Source organism: Streptomyces sp. NPDC047081 (assembly GCF_040643775.1).
In the GTDB taxonomy this organism is placed as follows: domain Bacteria; phylum Actinomycetota; class Actinomycetes; order Streptomycetales; family Streptomycetaceae; genus Streptomyces.
Genome location: NZ_JBEYUY010000051.1, coordinates 1 through 17,410, shown reverse-complemented (window position 1 = coordinate 17,410; position 17,410 = coordinate 1). Strand labels below are relative to the sequence as shown.

The window sequence follows — 17,410 nt, the reverse complement described above, 5'->3', positions numbered from 1 at the left end:
ACTCACCCGGCTCACTGGTAGTGGACGAAACGCCGGCTGAGCCGGAACTGGAGGGCGGTCACCGCCATGATCAGTACGAAGAGCAGCACGCCCACCGCGGAGGCCTCGCCGAAGCGCAGCTGCTCGAACGCCCTCTCGTAGATGACCATCACGACGGTGCGGGTGGAGTCGCCGGGGCCGCCGTTGGTGAGGACGTACGGCTGCTCGAAGACCTGCAGCGCGTTGATGACACCGACCACGGTCGCCACCAGCAGCGTCGGCGACAGCAGTGGCAGCGTCACGTGCAGGTGCTTGCGCAGGCCCGTCGCGCCGTCCAGGGAGGCGGCCTCGTGGACCTCCTTGGGGATGTTGTTCAGACCGCCGATGAACAGCAGGAACGAGAAGCCGAACTGCTGCCACACGTACACGATGATCACGGTCGCGAGTGCCGCGTGCTCCGAAGTCAGCCACGGCACGGGGGAGATACCGACCAGCCCGATCAGCCAGTTGACGACACCGAAGTCCTGGTTGAACAGGTACTTCATCACCACGGAGATCGACGCGGCGGACAGCACCAACGGGAAGAAGAACGCCGAACGGAACACCGAGCGTAGCCAGGTCGGCATCCGGCCGTTCAGGGTCAGCGCCAGTGCGAGGGCTATCAGCAACTGCGCCGCGACCGCGAACACCATGAACACGAGCGTGTTGAGGAAGGAGACCCGCACGGTCGAATCCGTGAAGACCTCACGGTAGTTGGCCGTACCAGCGAAGCTCGGCGAGTCGATCACGTTCCAGTGGAAGAGACTCAGCACGACCGAGCCGACGATCGGCACGACCGTGAAGACCACGATCCCGACGACGGTCGGGGCCAGGAAGAGCGTGGCCAGCAGCCGCGTACCGCGATCCCGGTGGGACTGCCGCGGGGCCGCGACCGGCTGGGTCAACGGCCTTGCGGGGCTGACTGTCTGAGTGTTCGTCATACGTCACGCTCCATGGCCTTCTCCAGATCGCCCTGCATCCGGCGCAGCGCGGGACGCACCGAGCGCGGGGAGGCCAGGGCGGTGCCGGTGTACTTGAGCAGCACCTCGGTCACCTCGGCGACCTGCGGTGGGGCGGGGATCGGTCCCGTGTCGGGGAACTTGTCGAGGGTGTCGTAGAAGACCTGCCAGTGCCGCGGGCCGGACTCCTGGTAGCGGCCGGCGGTGAGCATCGAGCGGCGCGCCGGGGTGGTCTGGTTGGTGTCGAAGAGCCGCATGAGGGTGTCCCGGCGGGCGGCGTACTTGATGAACTCCCAGGCCTCGTCCTGCTTCTTGGAGGTGCGCAGCAGTGCGTAGCCGGCCGCGCCGAACTGGTGGCGCTGGGTGCGCCAGCGCGGGAAGTACTGCACGTCGAAGGCGTCGGCCTTCATGCCGGCGAGATGCAGACCGCCGGCCCAGAAGCCGCCCGCCGGTGTGACGCCGACGCGGCCGGTGGAGAACACGCCGACGAGGTTCTGGCCGTTGCCGCCCTCGGGGCGGGTGCACAGGCCCTCCTGGATGAGGGAGGCGAGGTAGTCGTACGCCTCCTCGACGCGGTCGTCCGTGGCCTGCGGGGTGGTCCAGCGGAAGCCACCGCCGCGGCCCTCGCGCTCGGCGGCCGGGTAGAAGGAGTCCCACAGCCAGGCGCCGCCGGGGGCCTTGGACTCGGTGAGCAGGTTGGTGCCGTTGGCGAAGAGCCAGGGGACCACTCCGCCCCACAGGCGGTTGGTCCAGAAGTACGGCGTGAACTGGGAGCCGCTGGACTTCTTCATGTCCCGCAGCAGCGTCGTGAAGTCGTCGCGGGTCCAGTCGGGGGCGGGGAAGTCCGCGCCCGCCCGCTTCAGCACCTGCCGGTTCAGATAGATGTCGGCCGCGTTGAACTCGACCGGCAGCTGATAGAGCCGCCCCTCGTACATCATCGACTCGACGAGCGAGGGGTGGACGTCGGCGAAGTACTCCTTGAGCTCGGCCGCGTCCCGCCGCACATAGTGGTCCAGCGGGACGCCGAGGCTCTCGGCGAACAGCTGCACGCCCTCGGTGGCGACGTAGACCAGGTCGGGTGCGGTGCCCGCGGCGATCTGGGTGAGGATCTTCGCGAAGAAGTCCGACCAGTCGACGGCCTGGACGGCGTTGATCCGGAGCTTGATGTCCGGGTGCACTTTCCGGAAGCCGTCGGTGAGCGTGCGGATGGCCTGCGGCCCGTAGGCGGGGCCGAGGGTGGCGACGGTGAGCGAGCCGTCGTCGCGGCCGGGGATGTCGCTTCCGGTGAGCCGGTCCCAGCTCGCGGCGGTACCGGCCAGGGCGGCGGCTCCCGCCCCGTAGGCGCCGTATCGCAGCAGGGTGCGGCGAGTGAGGTTCGAGTCGGTCATCCAGCGTGCCTAACTCGTGTTAGATCAGGGTTGATGCCCGAGATGATGGGGAGCCCGCCGAGGCGCTGTCAAGGGTCGTGCACCCCTTGACCTTTAACGAGTTAGGTCGCACAGTCCTGCATCACATGAGCCGCCGTTCTCGACTCGACGACGAGAGGAACGAAGAGTGATGCACGGGATGTCCAGGAGAGCCCTGCTGGCCGGTACGGGCGCCGGCACGGCCGCCGCACTGCTGCCCGCGGCACCGGCCACCGCGAAACCCAAGGCGGTCAAGGCCGGGTGCGCGAGCTACCGGGCCGGGTACCACTTCGCGGTTCCGGACGCGTGGAAGAACGACCCCCAGCGGCCGGTCTGGATCGACGGCGAGTACCAGTACTACTACCTCTACAACGCCGACTACTTCAGCGGCGCCGTCGGCACCGCGTGGCGCCTGGCCACCAGCACCGACCTGGTCTCCTTCACCGACCGCGGGGTCGCGGTGCCCAAGGACACCACGCCCAACGGGGACCTCTGGTCCGGTTCCGCGGTGGTCGACACCGGCAACACCGCGGGCTTCGGGGCGGGCGCGGTGGTCGTACTGGTGACCATGTCGCCGGGCGGCGGCACCGATCACCAGGAGCAGTTCCTGTACTACTCCACCGACGGCGGCCGTACGTTTGCGAATCACGGCACCGACCCGGTCCTGCCCAACCCGGGCGTGGCCGACTTCCGCGACCCCAAGGTGATCCGGGACGAGGACCGGAACCAGTGGGTGATGGCGCTGGCGGAGAACAACAAGATCGGCTTCTACCGGTCGACGAACCTGAAGTCCTGGACCTACACGGGCGGTTTCACCAAGGACGGCATCGGTGTCCTGGAGTGCCCCGACCTGTTCCGCATCACCGCCGACGACGGCACCGCCAAGTGGGTGCTGGGGGCCAGCGCCGACGGCCGCTCGTCCGGACAGCCCAACACGTACGCGTACTGGACCGGTTCCTTCGACGGCAGCGGATTCACCGCCGACTCGACCGACCCCCAGTGGCTCGACCACGGCTGGGACTGGTACGGCGCCGTCACCTTCGAGAAGCGGAACACCGGCGGCACCCTCGACCCGACGGCCCGCTACGCCCTCGGGTGGCTGAACAACTGGGCCTACGCGAACACCACGCCCACCATCGACTGCGACGGCTTCGACGGCACCGACTCGATCGTCCGCGAGGTCGGGCTGAAGCGCGCCTCCTCCGGCGCCTACTACCTCGCCTCGCAGCCGGTGGCCGCGCTCGACTCGTACGTCTCCCGGACCGTGAACCTCGGCGACCTGACCGTCGACGGCACCCGCGTGCTGGACTACACCGGCGTCTCCTACGAGCTGACCACCGAGATCACATGGGACCAACTCACCGGCGCCGGCATGCAGTTGCGCCGCTCGCCCGACGGCGGCCGGCACATCGACGCCGGGATCTACGGCGACTACGCCTTCCTCAACCGCCGCAACACCGTCAACCCCGACATCAGCGGGAACCGCCAGGAGAGCCACAGCCCGTTCGACCGGTCCGCGGGGACGGTGAAGCTGCGCATCCTCGTCGACCGCACGAGCGTGGAGATGTTCGTCGACGACGGCCGGTACGTGCACTCCTCGGAGGCGTTCCCGTACCTGATCGACACCGGGCTCGCGCTGTTCACGATCGACGGAACGGCGGTGTTCCGGAACACGGTGGTACGGGAGTTCACGGTGTAACTCGTCCCGCCGTAAAAGGGTTTGAGGCCCAGGGAGCCGGGCGCACACACTCGTCTCGTCGGACCGGCCGACGGGAGGATCCGATGCCGACGAACGAATCCCTTGTCGACGCCCTGGGCAGCGAACCGCGCCGCCCGGACGCCTTCCGCGAACTCATGCGACGCGGTCCGGAAGCCGTGCCGGACATCCGCCGCGGGCTCGCGCACCCCGTGCCGAAGGTGCGCGAGGAGTGCTGCCGGCTGCTGGACCAACTCCTCGTCCCCGAGGCGGTGGACGACCTGATCGCCATGGTCGACGACCCCGACCCCGGGGTGCGGGTGGCCGCGCTGCACGCCCTGTCCTGCGACCGCTGCAAGCCGGACGCCGACGCGTGCCGTCCCGACCGTGCGGTGATCGAGCCGTGCGCAATCCGCATCCTGCACGACGACCCGGACCCGCAGGTCAGGGCGCGGGCGGTCGAACTCGTCGCACGCTGGGTGCACACGGACCCGCAGGCCCTCGCGGCTCTCGTACGCGCCCGGGACGAGGACCCTTCTCCTGTCGTGCGCAAGAAGGCGGGCTGGTACACGCCCGGCGGCCCCATCCACCGCCGTACCGCACCGAAGCCCGTACGCCCGTCCCGGGCCTGAGGGGTACGAGGCCCTGTCGCCAAGGCTCGCGAACACTGTCACGATCTTCGTGGAACTGGACGACTGACGGCTGCTGGAGGGCGCGCATGACGACGGACCGGGACTGGGCGACGGGGATCGAGGTGCGACCGGTCGCCGGACACATCGGGGCCGAGATCGCGGGCGTCGATCTGGCCGGCGACCTCGACGACGCCCAGGTCGCCGCGATCCGGGCGGCCGTGCTGCGCTGGAAGGTGGTGTTCTTCCGCGGGCAGCGGCTGGACCACGCCGGGCATGTGGCCTTCGCGCGCCGGTTCGGTGAGCCGGTCCTGCTGGGCAAGCGGGGGAGTGCCTCGCCGCCCGACTTCCCCGAGGTGGAGACGACCGCCGACCGGCTGGAGCTGGGCTGGAAGTTCGGGATGGAGCACGAGGAGTGGCTGCAGCGCCGCCGGCACACGCTGCTGCGCGGCTGGCACTGCGACCACGGCGCGCGGATCGACCCGCCGGCCGCGACGATCCTGCGCGCCGAGACCGTACCGCCGTACGGAGGCGACACGACCTGGTCCAATCTGGCGGCCGCGTACGCCGGACTGTCCGCGCCGGTACGGGAGTTCGTCGACGGCCTGCGCGCCGAGCACCGCCTCGGCGTCGGCTACCAGCCGCGCCCCGGGGACGACTCCTACCTGCGCCACCTGCTCGACCACCAGGTCGCCTCCGTGCACCCGCTGGTCCGGGTCCACCCGGAGACGGGGGAGCGGGTGCTGTTCGTCAACGGCTACTACGTCGAGCAGATCGCCGGCCTCTCCCGGCCGGAGAGCCGCGCGATCCTCGACATGCTCCTGGAACAGGCGATCCGGCCCGAGTACACGGTCCGTTTCCGCTGGGAGCCCGGCAGCGTGGCCTTCTGGGACAACCGCGCCACGATCCACCTCGCGCCGAGCGACAACGCCCACCTCGACTTTCCGCGGATCATGCACCGGGTGATGTTGACCGGGGACGTGCCGGTGGGGGTGGACGGCGGGGCGTCGGAGGCTTTGGTGGGGACGGAACCCGGGCGTTGGTAGTCCGCTGAGGTTGAGCAGAAAGTCACTGTCCTGCCGCTATGCCTGATCGGCATGACGGTTCGCGCGATCGGCATTGGCGTGACGTGTCGTCGGCCCGGGATGCTCGGTACCCGCCTTCCATCCGACGGAGGGCCCGAACATTGAAGAGGCCTCAGAAGATGCCGAGCACTGAGTGGCGCGAGACTTTTCTGCCTGACGAAAGCACGCGCCATGCGGAGCAGGCGCACGTTTTCAGTGAACTGCAACGTCAGCGTCTGAAGAAGCATGGCCACGGCAGGGCGCTGCACCGCAAGCAAGTCGCCGCACTCAGGGCGGATTTCGTGGTGGAGGAGGGGCTTCCCGAGTATGCGCGGCAGGGGATTTTCGCCTTTCCCGCTGTTCATGAGGCCCATGTCCGGCTGTCCAACGGGAACTTCTCCACCGACCGGGCTCCCGACATCCGCGGGTTCGCGATCAAGGTCCTCGGGGCCTCGACGCCGTCGGCCGCCGATGTCGAGCAGAACTTCACCCTCGTCAGCCAGGAGACCCTGAAGGTCAGCGGCAGCGCGGACGTCGTCGGAATCGTCGAGCTCTCCACCAGTACGCCCGGAACCGCTCTCCGCAAGGCCGCGGCGAAGCCACAGCTGACACGCAGCGCCGTCGCGAACTTCCGGGACATGGCGAAACCGTTCAGTGGATTCGCCACGCATGACTTCTTCAGCATCATGCCGATCACCTTCGGCGACTACGCGGCACGGTTGAAGCTGTGCGCCGCCTCGACGACGATCAACAAGGAAGCGCGCAGGGATCTGGCCGCCGACATGTACGCGCGACTGGCGGACGGTGACCTGGAATTCCTTTTCCAGGCCCAGTTCTTCGAGGACGAGATCCGGACGCCGATCGAGGACTCGTCGGTTCGGTGGGACGCGCCGTGGGTGCCCGTGGCGCGACTGCGCGTGTCGCGGCAGACACCGGACGAGGCATTCGCGAGGACCGTCGAGAAGAGCAGCTTCAACCCCTGGACTGCGGCAACGGAGCATCGGCCGCTCGGCGAATTGATGCGAGCTCGCCAGGCGGCGTATTCGCTGAGCTGGCGCAACCGGGACGTCGCTCGGCCCTCGTGATGAGTTTTCGCGCCCGTACCCGTCACACGTACGACAGGACACGGCAGGACAGGACGGCGCGGAAGGATGACGTCATGAGTGTGGACACGCGGCTGGAGGAGCTGGGCGTGAGCGGGCTGGGCGAGGTCGACGAGCCGACGTTCTCGGGGCTGGCGGAGCGGCACCGGCGGGAGCTGCACGTGCACTGCTACCGGATGCTCGGGTCGTTCGAGGACGCCGAGGACACCGTGCAGGAGACGTTCCTCCGTGCCTGGCGGCGGCGGGAGACCTTCGAGGGGCGCTCGACGTTCCGGGCCTGGCTGTACCGGATCGCCACCAACGCCTGCCTGGACCTGCTCGCCAGGTGCCGCCCGGAGCCCGCGACCGGCGGTGAGGTGCTGTGGCTGCAGCCCTACCCGGACCGGCTGCTCGACGAGCTGCCCGCGGGCGACGCGGACGACCCGGAGACCGTCGTCGTCGCGCGGGAGACGATCGAGCTGGCGTACGTGGTCGCGGTCCAGCACCTCGCGCCGCGGCCGCGGGCCGTGCTGATCCTGCGGGACGTGCTCGGCTGGCCGGCCAAGGACGTCGCGGAGGCCCTCGGGAGCTCCGTCAACTCCGTGAACAGCGCGCTGCAGCGGGCCCGCGCCGGCATGCGGGAACACCTGCCCGCCGAGCGGCAGGACTGGACCGGCGGTGAACAGGACGCGGGGACGCGCGAGTTGGTACGCCGCTTCACCGACGCCAGCGTGGCCACGGACGTTCCGGCGCTCGCCTCGATGCTGCGGGACGACGTCCGCTGCTCGATGCCGCCCACGCCGGGGCTGCACGTGGGCCGCGACGCGGTGGTGAACGACTGGGTCGCAGACGGCTTCGAGGGCATGAAGGGTCTGCGCCCCGTCCGCACCGCCGTGAACCGGCAGCCCGCTGTCGCCTTCTACCTCTGGCGGGACCGGGAGGGCGCGTACCTGCCGCTGACGATCGACGTCCTGCGGGTCTCCGGCGGGGCCATCACCGAGATCGTCATCTTCCACGCCGACCGGTTCCCGCGGCTCGGGCTGCCGGAGTGCCTGCCGGCGGACGGCACAGAGTAGCTGCGGTGTGAACGCCCGCCCCCTGTGCTCAACTCCCTTGGCGGGCAAGGACGTTGCGGCGGAGCCGAACCCGAGGCCGTTTCGGCATATGCCATTCGGCACGGCTAGCATGAGGCTCATGGACCTCGACATGCGCCGGGTGCGCTACTTCGTGGCCGTGGCCGAGGAGTGCAGCTTCGTGCGGGCGGCGAGCCGTCTCTACATGACCCAGCCGGCGCTCAGCCGCCAGATCCGGGCGCTGGAGGAGGACCTGGGCGTGGTCCTCTTCCTGCGGGACCGGCAGGGCACCGTACTCACCCGGGCCGGGCACCAGTTGCTGGAGGACGCCCGGCCCATGCTGGCGATGTCGCAGGCGGTGCAGCAGCGGGTGCGGACGGCGGACCGGGAGGTGAACCACTTCGCCATCGGTTTCATGCCGGGCATCGTCGTCACCCCCATCGTGCGGGAGTTCGCCGCGATGGCGCCGCAGCTCGACATCGAGGTCGTGCACACCTCGATCACCGACCAGGTCGACTTCCTGGTCGATGGCCGGGTCGACGTCTGCTACGTCCGACTGCCCCTGCCGGAGGGCATGTTCGAGGTGGTCCCGCTCTTCCCGGAGCCCCGAGTGGTCGCACTGTCGAGCACGCATCCGCTCGCGGAACTCAAGGCGGTGCATGTCGAGGACCTGCGGGACATGGCCCTGTTGCAGGACCCGCGGGACGTCCCGGAATGGCGGGGACGGCTGCCGCGCGAACCCCTCGCACCGCACACGGATGCCGGGCGGTTTCCCGTGACGATCGAGGAGTGCCTGGAGGGTGTTGCCTCCGGCGCCGGGTGCTATGTCATGCCAGCGGGCATGGCCGGCTTCTACCGCCGTGACGACGTCGCCTGCCTGACGCTGGAAGGCGTCGCGCCGCGCATGGTCGCCCTGGCCTACAGCAAGCACCGCACCATGCCCGAGCTGCACCAGTTCGCCGAACTCTCCCGCCGCATGCTCGGCCCGGGCCCGGACTGAGATCCGGTTCCGCTCCGGTGCGAAGCGTTCCCCGTTCCAGGGAGCGGCGGACGCTCGTGTCGAGTTCGTGCCAGAGCAGGGGGTTGGCGGTGAGGGCGCGGGCGGCGAGGCACAGGCTGTGGCAGTGGACGTCCCGCAGGACCAGGTGGGACGAGAGCCCGTCGTACTGCCGTACGGCCGTCAGCGCATCCGTGGATCACTCGCCTCCGCCGAAGTGTGCGTACCGCGAGCCACCCGGGGCCCGCGGTCACCCGCGGCGGCACCAGGACCGCGCACACGGCCGCCGAGAGCGTGGCCCAGAGCAGGGCGCGGAGGGGCGTCAGGCTTCCCGCGTCCCAGTCGACCAGGACGCCGAACACTCGGGCGCAGGTCACCGCGAAACGGGCGCTGGCGTACCAGTGACGGTCGCCGGCCGAGCCCGCCGGTCCGCTCCGTTGCATGCCGCTGACGCGAATCTTGACCCGGTCTCCTTACGCGGCCCGGCACGACGCCTTCGACTCCATCGTCGCTCTCGCCTGCGCCCGCGCGATCGCCTACGACGCCAACGCCGACGAGAGCCGCTACCTGCTCGATCTTGCGTCGTACGACTCCCGGCCGGCCGCCACCTGGCAGGCGTACGGGACCGGCCACCGCGACCTGCGTTTCACCGGTGAGTTCCGGCGCGAGCTGGACAACATCACTTTCGTCGGTGAGCGGGCCGCGGCGGGGAAGGAGCGGGAGGCGGTCGAGTTCTGCATGGGGTGGCAGCCGGGCACGTCCAACGCGCACTTCGGGGCGTGGACGGCCGCCCTGGACAAGGTGGCCGGAATCAATCGCGCCCACTTCACGTCCTCCGTCGACGCGGGCCGGTCTTCGGTCAACGGTCTGCTGCCGTGGGCGGTCGGTCTGCTGGTGTCGGCCGTGCTGTTGACGCTGTTCGGGCTGCGGCTCAGGTTCGCCGAGTTCCGTTAGGAGTCGGCCAGGCGGGCCTCCTCCAGGTCGAGCGAGCGCTGCAGTCGGCGGCGGGTCGTGTCGCTGATCGTGTGGGCGTCGTACAGGCGCTGGAGTTCGATGGTCTCGACGGTGATCAGGTCGCGGCGGAGCTGGCGGTAGACGAGGTCGGCGGACTCGGTGGCCGTCGCGCTGCCGTTCTGTTCCGTGAGGCGGTCGCGGGCGTCGTCCAGGCGGGCGGTCAGGCCGCGGCGGAGGCGGTCGAGGACGACGTCCGGTACGACCTCCAGCTCGGCGAGCTCCTCCAGGCGGGCGAGACCCGCGTGGGCGAGGTGGGAGCGGGCCTCGGCCTCCTCGCGCGCGGTGTGGGCGGGCTCCAGCGCGATCCCGGAGGCGCGGACGACCGGGGCCAGGGTGAAGCCCTGCACGACGAGGGTGACGACCACGACCGAGGTGGTGAGGACCAGGACGAGGGGACGGTCGGCCAGAGGGGTGCCGTCCTTCATGACCTCGGGAATGGACAGGGCGGCGGCCAGCGGCATCACCCCGCGGGTGCCCGCCCAGGTCAGCACCATCGGTATCCGCCAGTTCAGGCGGCCGATCCCGCCCTTGCGCTGTACGACGGCCGACAGCGGCGCAAGCCACAGCAGTCGTACGGCGACGAGCGTGCCGGCGACCGCGAGGGCGTACAGCGGCCAGGCCCGGTCGCCGTCGGCCAGCGCCCGCACCTGGGCGGGCAGGGCCAGCCCGATCAGGCTGAACACCACGCTCTCCAGGAGGAAGACGACCGTGCCGTACACGGCGTGCAGCTGGAGCCGGATGCGGGCGTTGGTGAGCCGGTCACCCCGGCCGCCGAGGACCACTCCGGCCACCACGCACGACGTCACTCCGGAGGTGTGCGCGGCTTCCGCGAGCAGATAGGCGGCGTACGGGGTGACCAGGGCGATCACCGTCTCCAGGACCGGGTCCTCGGTGCGCCGCCGGATCAGGGCGATCGCCGCGGCCACCGCGGCCCCGATCACCGTACCGCCGCCCGCGAGCACCAGGAACTCCCCTCCCGCCGCGCCCCAGTTCGCGGCGGCGGAGGCCACCGCGATCCCGGCCGCGACCCTGACCAGCACCAGCGAGGTCGCGTCGTTGAACAGGCTCTCGGCCTGCACCAGCACCTGCACCCTGGGCGGCAGCGCCAGCCGCCGGCCCAGCGCGGTGACGGCCACCGGGTCGGTGCTGGCGAGCACCGCCCCCAGCACGAACGCCATCTCCCAGGACAGCGGGGTCACCAGCGCCGCCACCGCCCCGACGGCCGCAGCGGAGGCGAGCACCAGCCCTATGGCGAGGATGCCGACCGGCTTCCACACCGCGCGCAGCTCCCGCCAGGGCATCTCCTCCGCGCTCGCGTACAGCAGGGGCGGCAGCACGACCAGGCCGATGACCTCGGGGCTGATCTCGATCTGCGGAGTGCCCGGCAGCAGCGCCACCGCGAGACCGGCGACCACGAGCAGAGAAGGGGCGGGAATGCGCCACCGGCGCGCGAAGGTGGCGACCAGTGTGGCGAGGACCACGAGGGCGAGAACCGTACCGACGCCGCGCATGCCGTCCCCCTGGGGGCTTACGGAGAACCGCCGTGGTCCCCGGCCGACCAGACTTCCCGGCACACCTGCCCTCACCCTATCGGGCCAGGCCACGTCAAGACAGCGTCAAGGTCCCCGGGGCCGACGCCAAGAAGCCGCCAACACCCGCGTCGGCCGTCCCGCGAAGCGGCTTCCGTAGGGGAGGAACCCGTGTGCGCGGGGGAGTTGAGTCAGTGAGCGGAGCGCGTCGGCGGCGATGAGTGACGTACGGGCCTCGCGCGGCGCGGATGTGGTGGTCGGGTTCGCGGAGTGCCACGGGCGCCCGCACACCGAGGCGATGCTCGACGGCCTGGAGACCGTCCCGCGCGCGCCCTGCGCCTACCGCGGCGGGCGGTTCGAGGAGATGGACCTGGCGGGCGTCCTCGCCCGGCGACCGCAGGTCGTGATCGTCGACGAGTTCGCCCACACCAACGTTCCCGGTGACGGCCGCAACCACAAGCGCTGGCAGGACATCGAGACCCTCCTGGACGCCGGCATCGACGTCATCACCGCGCTCAACATCCAGCACCTCGAATCGCTCAACGACGTGGTCGAGAAGATCACCGGGGTGCCCCAGCACGAGACGGTGCCCGAGGAGGTCGTACGCCGGGCGCACCAGGTCGAGCTGGTGGACATCCCGCCCGAGGGCTGCGCCGCCGGATGGCGCACGGCAACGCCTATCCGCCGGAGAAGGTCGACGCGGCCCTCGCCTGTCGCGCCGCCCATGTCGTCGCTGGCCGGCAGCATCGTGCGCGGGGAGGCGACCATCCCGGCGCTGCTGGAGCGCACCCGCGAGACCTTCGGCATGGAGTCGGCGGAACTGGTCGACGAGCCGCCCGACGCGGCCGAGGTGACGGCCGTTCCGGCCGGTCCCGGAGCCCACCTCGTGCTGCGGGGCCGTACCCTCTCCTCCTCCGAACGGCGGGTGCTGGCCGCCTTCGCCACCCACGTCGGATCGGCCGTCGAGCGGGCCCGGCTCGCCGAGGCCGCGGCCGAGGTGGAGCCGGTCAAGGCTGCCGACGGGCTGCGTACGGCCCTGCTGCGTGCCGTCGGCCACGACCTGCGCACACCGCTCGCCGCGGGCTGGGTCGCGTGCTGGTCACCGCGAGTGCCCTGGCGGGACGCGTCGAACTGCGGGTCGTGGACCGCGGGCCCGGTCTGCCCGCCGACGGCCGTGAGCGGCTCTTCGAGCCCTTCCAGCGGCTCGGCGACACCGACAACACCACCGGCCTCGGCCTAGGACTCGTCCTCTCCCGCGGCCTGACCGAGGCGATGAACGGCACGCTCACCCCGGAGGACACCCCTGGCGGAGGTCTGACGATGGTCGTGTCGCTGCCGTTCGCCGCACAGGTGATGACGGGAGTCACTCCAGCCCGGACACCTTGAACACGGCCCGCGCGGTCTCCCGGTCCATGCGGGCCGAGAGACGGCTCAGCGCGGTCCGGCCGCACAGCAGCAGGCCGTCGGCCGCGGCCTTCCGGGCGCCTGCCTCCAGGCGGAGCCAGAGCTCGGGGTTGCGTACCAGCACCTCGGGGTCGATCCGGACGCGCGCACCCAACGCGTCGCGCAGCAGGAGCCGTTGGGAGATGCCGTCGAGGCAGCGCACCGACACCAGCAGATCGGTGCGGACCCGGCGTTCACGAAGCAGCGGCCGTGAGCCCAGCCAGTCCTCGCCGGCCGAGACCCGGGCGGGAAACAGCGCGAGGAGCAGCAGCGCGGCGAGCGCGAGCCACAACAGGCAGCGCCGGGCGGTGAGTCGGCCCGAGCCCCCGTCGACGAGCAGGAGCAGCGCGAGAAGCAGCCCGGCACACCGGACGGCATCCCGCACATCCCGTCCCCAGCGGCGGTCGTACACCCTCTCGCGGCCATCCATGCAGGTGACGGTAGAGACCCGGCCGGGCGCGGTGGCACGTATTGACGCGGCTCTGACGCGTGCCAGACGGTTCTCGCTCGGCAAGGGTCCGTCAAAGTCGGCCGGATCGGCTCGAAGATGCCGCAAGGAAGCGACGGACAGGGCCGCCGCCGAGCCGGGTACGTGCGTCACGGTACTGATCCCGGAGACCGAGCCGGAGCGGCTGTGGCTGGGAGACCGACGCGGTGATCTGCCGGCTCCGTTTCCGGCTGCTGTGAACCAGGTCACCGCCGGTCACGGCGCCGAACTCACCCGTACGGGGCGGGCCCGTAAGAGTCCCGTCAAAGCCGTGCGGGCCGCCGTATGGGACCCGTCAACGGCGCTCGTTTCCGGCCGCGAAGGCTGTTTCCTCGAACCGTCCGATTCAACCGAACCTCACTCCAGGAGTTCGCGATGGCCGATCTGGCCTTCGTCGTCACCGTGCTCGCGGGTTTCGCGCTGGTGGCTCTCGTAGCCAAGGGGGTGACGAAGCTGTGACCGCCGAGAACATCGTCGGCCTCGTCGTGGCCGTCGCCCTGCTGGGCTATCTCGTCCTCGCCCTGATCTTCCCGGAGAGGTTCTGAGCCACGACATGGGACCCGTACTCGCCGGCTTCCTCCAGCTGCTCGCCCTCATAGGCGCGCTGGCGCTCGCCTACATCCCCCTCGGCAACTACATGGCCAGGGTCTACTCCTCCGACAAGCACTGGCGCGTCGAGAAGTGGATCTACAAGGGCATCGGCGCCAACCCCGACGCCGAGATGACCTGGCCCGCGTACCTGCGCGGAGTCCTCGCCTTCTCCGCCGTCAGCGTGCTCTTCCTCTACCTGTTGCAGCGGCTGCAGGGCATCCTTCCCGGCTCGCTCGGCTTCTCCTCGGTCAACCCGGCGCAGTCCTTCAACACGGCCGTGTCCTTCGTGACCAACACCAACTGGCAGTCGTACTACGGCGAGCAGACCATGGGTCACGTCGTGCAGACCGCCGGTCTGGCCGTGCAGAACTTCGTCTCGGCCGCCGTCGGCATCGCCGTCGCCGTGGCGCTGGTGCGCGGATTCGCCCGCTCCCGCACCGGTGAACTCGGCAACTTCTGGTCCGACCTGGTGCGCGGCACCCTGCGGATCCTGGTGCCCGGCGCGGCGATCGCCGCGATCGTGCTGGTCGCGTGCGGTGCCATCCAGAACTTCTCCGGCATCCACGAGGTCGGTCAGTTCATGGGCGGGTCGCAGCAGTGGAACGGCGGCGCGGTCGCCTCCCAGGAGGCCATCAAGGAGTTCGGCACCAACGGCGGCGGCTACTTCAACGCCAACTCCGCGCACCCCTTCGAGAACCCCACCCCGTTCACGAACCTCTTCGAGATCTTCCTGCTGCTGGTCATCCCGTTCTCCCTGACCCGGACCTTCGGCGTCATGGTCGGCTCGATCAAGCAGGGTTACGCGATCCTCGCCACGATGGCCACCATCTGGGTCGGCTTCGTCGCCCTGATGATGTGGAGCGAGTTCGCCCACCACGGCACGGCGCTGCAGGCGGCGGGCGGGGCGTACGAGGGCAAGGAGGTGCGCTTCGGCGTCGGCTCCTCGTCGATCTTCGCGGTGTCGACCACGCTCACCTCGACCGGCGCGGTGGACTCCTTCCACTCGTCCTTCACCGGTCTCGGCGGCGGCATCACCATCCTGGGCATGCAGCTGGGCGAGATCGCGCCCGGCGGTACCGGCTCCGGCCTGTACGGCATGCTGATCATGGCGGTCATCGCGGTGTTCATCGCCGGTCTGATGGTCGGCCGTACGCCCGAGTACCTGGGCAAGAAGATCGGCTCCCGCGAGATCAAGCTGGCCGCCTGCTACATCCTGATCACCCCGGCACTGGTGCTGATCTTCACGGCCGCGTCCATGGCCCTGCCGACTCCGCCGCACTCGATGCTCAACTCCGGCGCGCACGGCTTCTCCGAGGTGCTGTACGCCTTCAGCTCCGCCGCGAACAACAACGGTTCGGCCTTCGCGGGGCTGAACGCGAACACCGACTGGTTCAACACCATGACCGGACTCGCGATGCTGCTGGGCCGTTTCCTGCCGATGGTGTTCGTGCTGGCGCTGGCCGGCTCGCTCGCCGAGCAGAAGCCTGTGCCGGCCACGGCGGGCACCCTGCGCACCGAAAAGCCGCTGTTCACCGGTCTGTTGGTGGGCGCGATCCTGATCATCACCGGTCTGACCTACTTCCCGGCGCTGGCGCTGGGCCCGCTGGCCGAGGGGCTGGCGTCATGACCACCGACGTAACGAATCAAGAGGACTCCATGTCCACAGCCACTCCGACCCGGGCGCCGCACAGCGACGTACCCACCGGGCACAAGGCTCCCGAGGGCCGCGTCGGTGCGGGCCTCTTCGACCCCAAGCAGCTGCTGAAGTCGCTGCCGGACGCGTTCCGCAAGCTCGATCCGCGGGTGATGGTCAAGTCGCCCGTGATGTTCGTGGTGTGGATCGGCTCCGTGCTGACCACCGTGTTCTCCTTCAAGGACCCGGGGGACTGGTTCGGCTGGGCGATCAGCGCCTGGCTGTGGCTGACCGTCGTCTTCGCCAACCTCGCGGAGGCCGTCGCCGAGGGCCGCGGCAAGGCGCAGGCCGACACCCTGCGCAAGGCCAAGACCGACACGGTGGCCCGGCGGCTGGTGGGCGACCGAGAGGAGCAGGTGCCCGGCACCGACCTCAAGATCGGCGACCTGGTCGTCTGCGAGGCCGGCGACATCATCCCCGGTGACGGTGACGTCATCGAGGGCGTGGCCTCCGTCGACGAGTCGGCGATCACCGGCGAGTCGGCGCCCGTCATCCGCGAGTCCGGAGGCGACCGTTCGGCCGTCACCGGCGGCACGAAGGTGCTGTCCGACCGCATCGTCATCAAGATCACGACGAAGCCGGGCGAGACCTTCATCGACCGGATGATCAGCCTCGTCGAGGGCGCGGCCCGGCAGAAGACGCCGAACGAGATCGCGCTGAACATCCTGCTGGCCTCGCTGACGATCGTCTTCCTGCTGGCGGTCGCGACGCTGCCGCCGTTCGCGGACTACGCGGGCACCCACCTGACGATGGTCGTGCTGGTCGCCCTGCTGGTCTGTCTGATCCCGACCACGATCGGCGCCCTGCTCTCCGCGATCGGCATCGCGGGCATGGACCGGCTGGTGCAGCGCAACGTACTCGCCATGTCCGGCAGGGCGGTTGAGGCCGCCGGTGACGTGTCGACGCTGCTGCTCGACAAGACCGGCACCATCACGCTGGGCAACCGGCAGGCCGCCGAGTTCGTGCCGGTGTCGGGCGCGACCGAGGCCGAGGTGGCCGACGCCGCCCAGCTGTCGTCGCTGGCCGACGAGACGCCCGAGGGCCGCTCCGTCGTCGTACTCGCGAAGGAGAAGTACGGACTGCGCGAGCGGCACCAGGGCGAGCTCACCGGCGCCGAGTGGATCGCCTTCACCGCCCAGACCCGTATGTCCGGCGTGGACGTCGACGGGCGCAGGATCCGCAAGGGCGCGGCCGGCTCGGTCATCGCCTGGGTGCGCGAGCGGGGCGGCGAAGTCGCCCAGGACGCCCAGGAGTTGACCGACCGGATCTCCGAGGCGGGCGGCACCCCGCTGCTCGTCGCCGTCGAGGACGAGAGCGGCGCGAGGATCCTGGGCGTCATCCACCTCAAGGACGTCGTCAAGGAGGGCATGCGGGAGCGGTTCGACGAGCTGCGCCGGATGGGCATCAAGACCGTCATGATCACGGGCGACAACCCGCTGACGGCCAAGGCGATCGCCGAGGAGGCGGGCGTCGACGACTTCCTCGCGGAGGCCACGCCCGAGGACAAGATGGCCCTCATCAAGCGCGAGCAGGCGGGCGGCAAGCTCGTCGCGATGACCGGCGACGGCACGAACGACGCGCCGGCGCTCGCCCAGGCCGACGTCGGCGTGGCGATGAACACGGGTACGTCGGCCGCCAAGGAGGCCGGCAACATGGTCGACCTCGACTCCAACCCGACCAAGCTCATCGAGATCGTCGAGATCGGCAAGCAACTCCTCATCACCCGGGG

Annotated in this window: 14 protein-coding genes and 1 pseudogene; 11 read left to right on the top strand and 4 right to left on the bottom strand. The window is 70.1% G+C overall.

The window, feature by feature from the left end; all coding sequences use genetic code 11:
- Positions 1 to 11: 11 nt before the first annotated feature.
- Both ABZ848_RS47410 and ABZ848_RS47405 read right to left on the bottom strand, forming a co-directional pair.
- Positions 12 to 959 (bottom strand): sugar ABC transporter permease, encoded by a 948-nt coding sequence (locus ABZ848_RS47410; protein WP_360842742.1) that lies wholly within the window; start codon positions 957 to 959, stop codon positions 12 to 14.
- Positions 956 to 2,365 carry an extracellular solute-binding protein gene (locus ABZ848_RS47405; protein WP_360842740.1) on the bottom strand — a complete coding sequence of 470 codons (1,410 nt, stop codon included), beginning with the start codon at positions 2,363 to 2,365 and terminating at the stop codon, positions 956 to 958. Before ABZ848_RS47405 ends, ABZ848_RS47410 begins: the two co-directional genes overlap by 4 nt.
- A gap of 169 nt (positions 2,366 to 2,534) precedes the next feature.
- On the opposite strand from ABZ848_RS47405, the gene ABZ848_RS47400 reads away from it, so the two are divergent.
- The 7 genes from ABZ848_RS47400 to ABZ848_RS47370 all read left to right on the top strand — a co-directional run bounded on the left by ABZ848_RS47400 (position 2,535) and on the right by ABZ848_RS47370 (position 9,878).
- Positions 2,535 to 4,082, top strand: coding sequence for a GH32 C-terminal domain-containing protein (locus ABZ848_RS47400; protein ID WP_360842737.1), 1,548 nt, complete (start codon positions 2,535 to 2,537; stop codon positions 4,080 to 4,082).
- An 83-nt stretch (positions 4,083 to 4,165) separates the two neighbouring features.
- On the top strand, positions 4,166 to 4,711 hold the full coding sequence (locus ABZ848_RS47395; RefSeq protein WP_360842735.1) for a HEAT repeat domain-containing protein: 546 nt from the start codon (positions 4,166 to 4,168) through the stop codon (positions 4,709 to 4,711).
- An 86-nt stretch (positions 4,712 to 4,797) separates the two neighbouring features.
- Positions 4,798 to 5,754, top strand: a complete 957-nt coding sequence (locus ABZ848_RS47390; protein WP_360842733.1) for a TauD/TfdA family dioxygenase — start codon at positions 4,798 to 4,800, stop codon at positions 5,752 to 5,754.
- 158 nt (positions 5,755 to 5,912) lie between these two features.
- Positions 5,913 to 6,857: a hypothetical protein gene (locus ABZ848_RS47385; RefSeq protein ID WP_360842731.1), complete on the top strand. Its 945-nt coding sequence runs from the start codon at positions 5,913 to 5,915 to the stop codon at positions 6,855 to 6,857.
- A 74-nt stretch (positions 6,858 to 6,931) separates the two neighbouring features.
- Positions 6,932 to 7,930: an RNA polymerase subunit sigma-70 gene (locus ABZ848_RS47380; protein WP_360842728.1), complete on the top strand. Its 999-nt coding sequence runs from the start codon at positions 6,932 to 6,934 to the stop codon at positions 7,928 to 7,930.
- 118 nt (positions 7,931 to 8,048) lie between these two features.
- Positions 8,049 to 8,927: a LysR substrate-binding domain-containing protein gene (locus ABZ848_RS47375; RefSeq protein ID WP_360842726.1), complete on the top strand. Its 879-nt coding sequence runs from the start codon at positions 8,049 to 8,051 to the stop codon at positions 8,925 to 8,927.
- Positions 8,928 to 9,365: 438 nt separating this feature from the next.
- Positions 9,366 to 9,878: a hypothetical protein gene (locus ABZ848_RS47370; RefSeq protein ID WP_360842723.1), complete on the top strand. Its 513-nt coding sequence runs from the start codon at positions 9,366 to 9,368 to the stop codon at positions 9,876 to 9,878.
- Here the strand turns inward: ABZ848_RS47370 and ABZ848_RS47365 are convergent.
- Positions 9,875 to 11,449 carry a Na+/H+ antiporter gene (locus ABZ848_RS47365; RefSeq protein ID WP_360842720.1) on the bottom strand — a complete coding sequence of 525 codons (1,575 nt, stop codon included), beginning with the start codon at positions 11,447 to 11,449 and terminating at the stop codon, positions 9,875 to 9,877. The two genes, ABZ848_RS47370 and ABZ848_RS47365, sit on opposite strands and share 4 nt — an antisense overlap.
- Positions 11,450 to 11,696: 247 nt before the next feature.
- Between ABZ848_RS47365 and ABZ848_RS47360 the strand changes: the two are divergent.
- Positions 11,697 to 12,853 (top strand): annotated as a pseudogene (locus tag ABZ848_RS47360) (ATP-binding protein); the annotation flags it as partial.
- Here the strand turns inward: ABZ848_RS47360 and ABZ848_RS47355 are convergent.
- On the bottom strand, positions 12,831 to 13,340 hold the full coding sequence (locus ABZ848_RS47355) for a hypothetical protein (protein WP_360842717.1): 510 nt from the start codon (positions 13,338 to 13,340) through the stop codon (positions 12,831 to 12,833). The pseudogene ABZ848_RS47360 and the gene ABZ848_RS47355 overlap by 23 nt on opposite strands.
- A gap of 512 nt (positions 13,341 to 13,852) precedes the next feature.
- Between ABZ848_RS47355 and kdpF the strand changes: the two genes are divergently transcribed.
- The 3 genes from kdpF to kdpB all read left to right on the top strand — a co-directional run.
- Entirely contained in the window at positions 13,853 to 13,942 is a 90-nt protein-coding gene (gene kdpF / locus ABZ848_RS47350) for a K(+)-transporting ATPase subunit F (RefSeq protein WP_016434100.1), read from the top strand.
- An 8-nt stretch (positions 13,943 to 13,950) separates the two neighbouring features.
- Positions 13,951 to 15,615: a potassium-transporting ATPase subunit KdpA gene (kdpA, locus tag ABZ848_RS47345; RefSeq protein ID WP_360842714.1), complete on the top strand. Its 1,665-nt coding sequence runs from the start codon at positions 13,951 to 13,953 to the stop codon at positions 15,613 to 15,615.
- A gap of 29 nt (positions 15,616 to 15,644) precedes the next feature.
- A partial coding sequence (kdpB, locus tag ABZ848_RS47340) for a potassium-transporting ATPase subunit KdpB (protein ID WP_360842712.1) occupies positions 15,645 to 17,410 on the top strand: 1,766 nt, incomplete at its 3' end.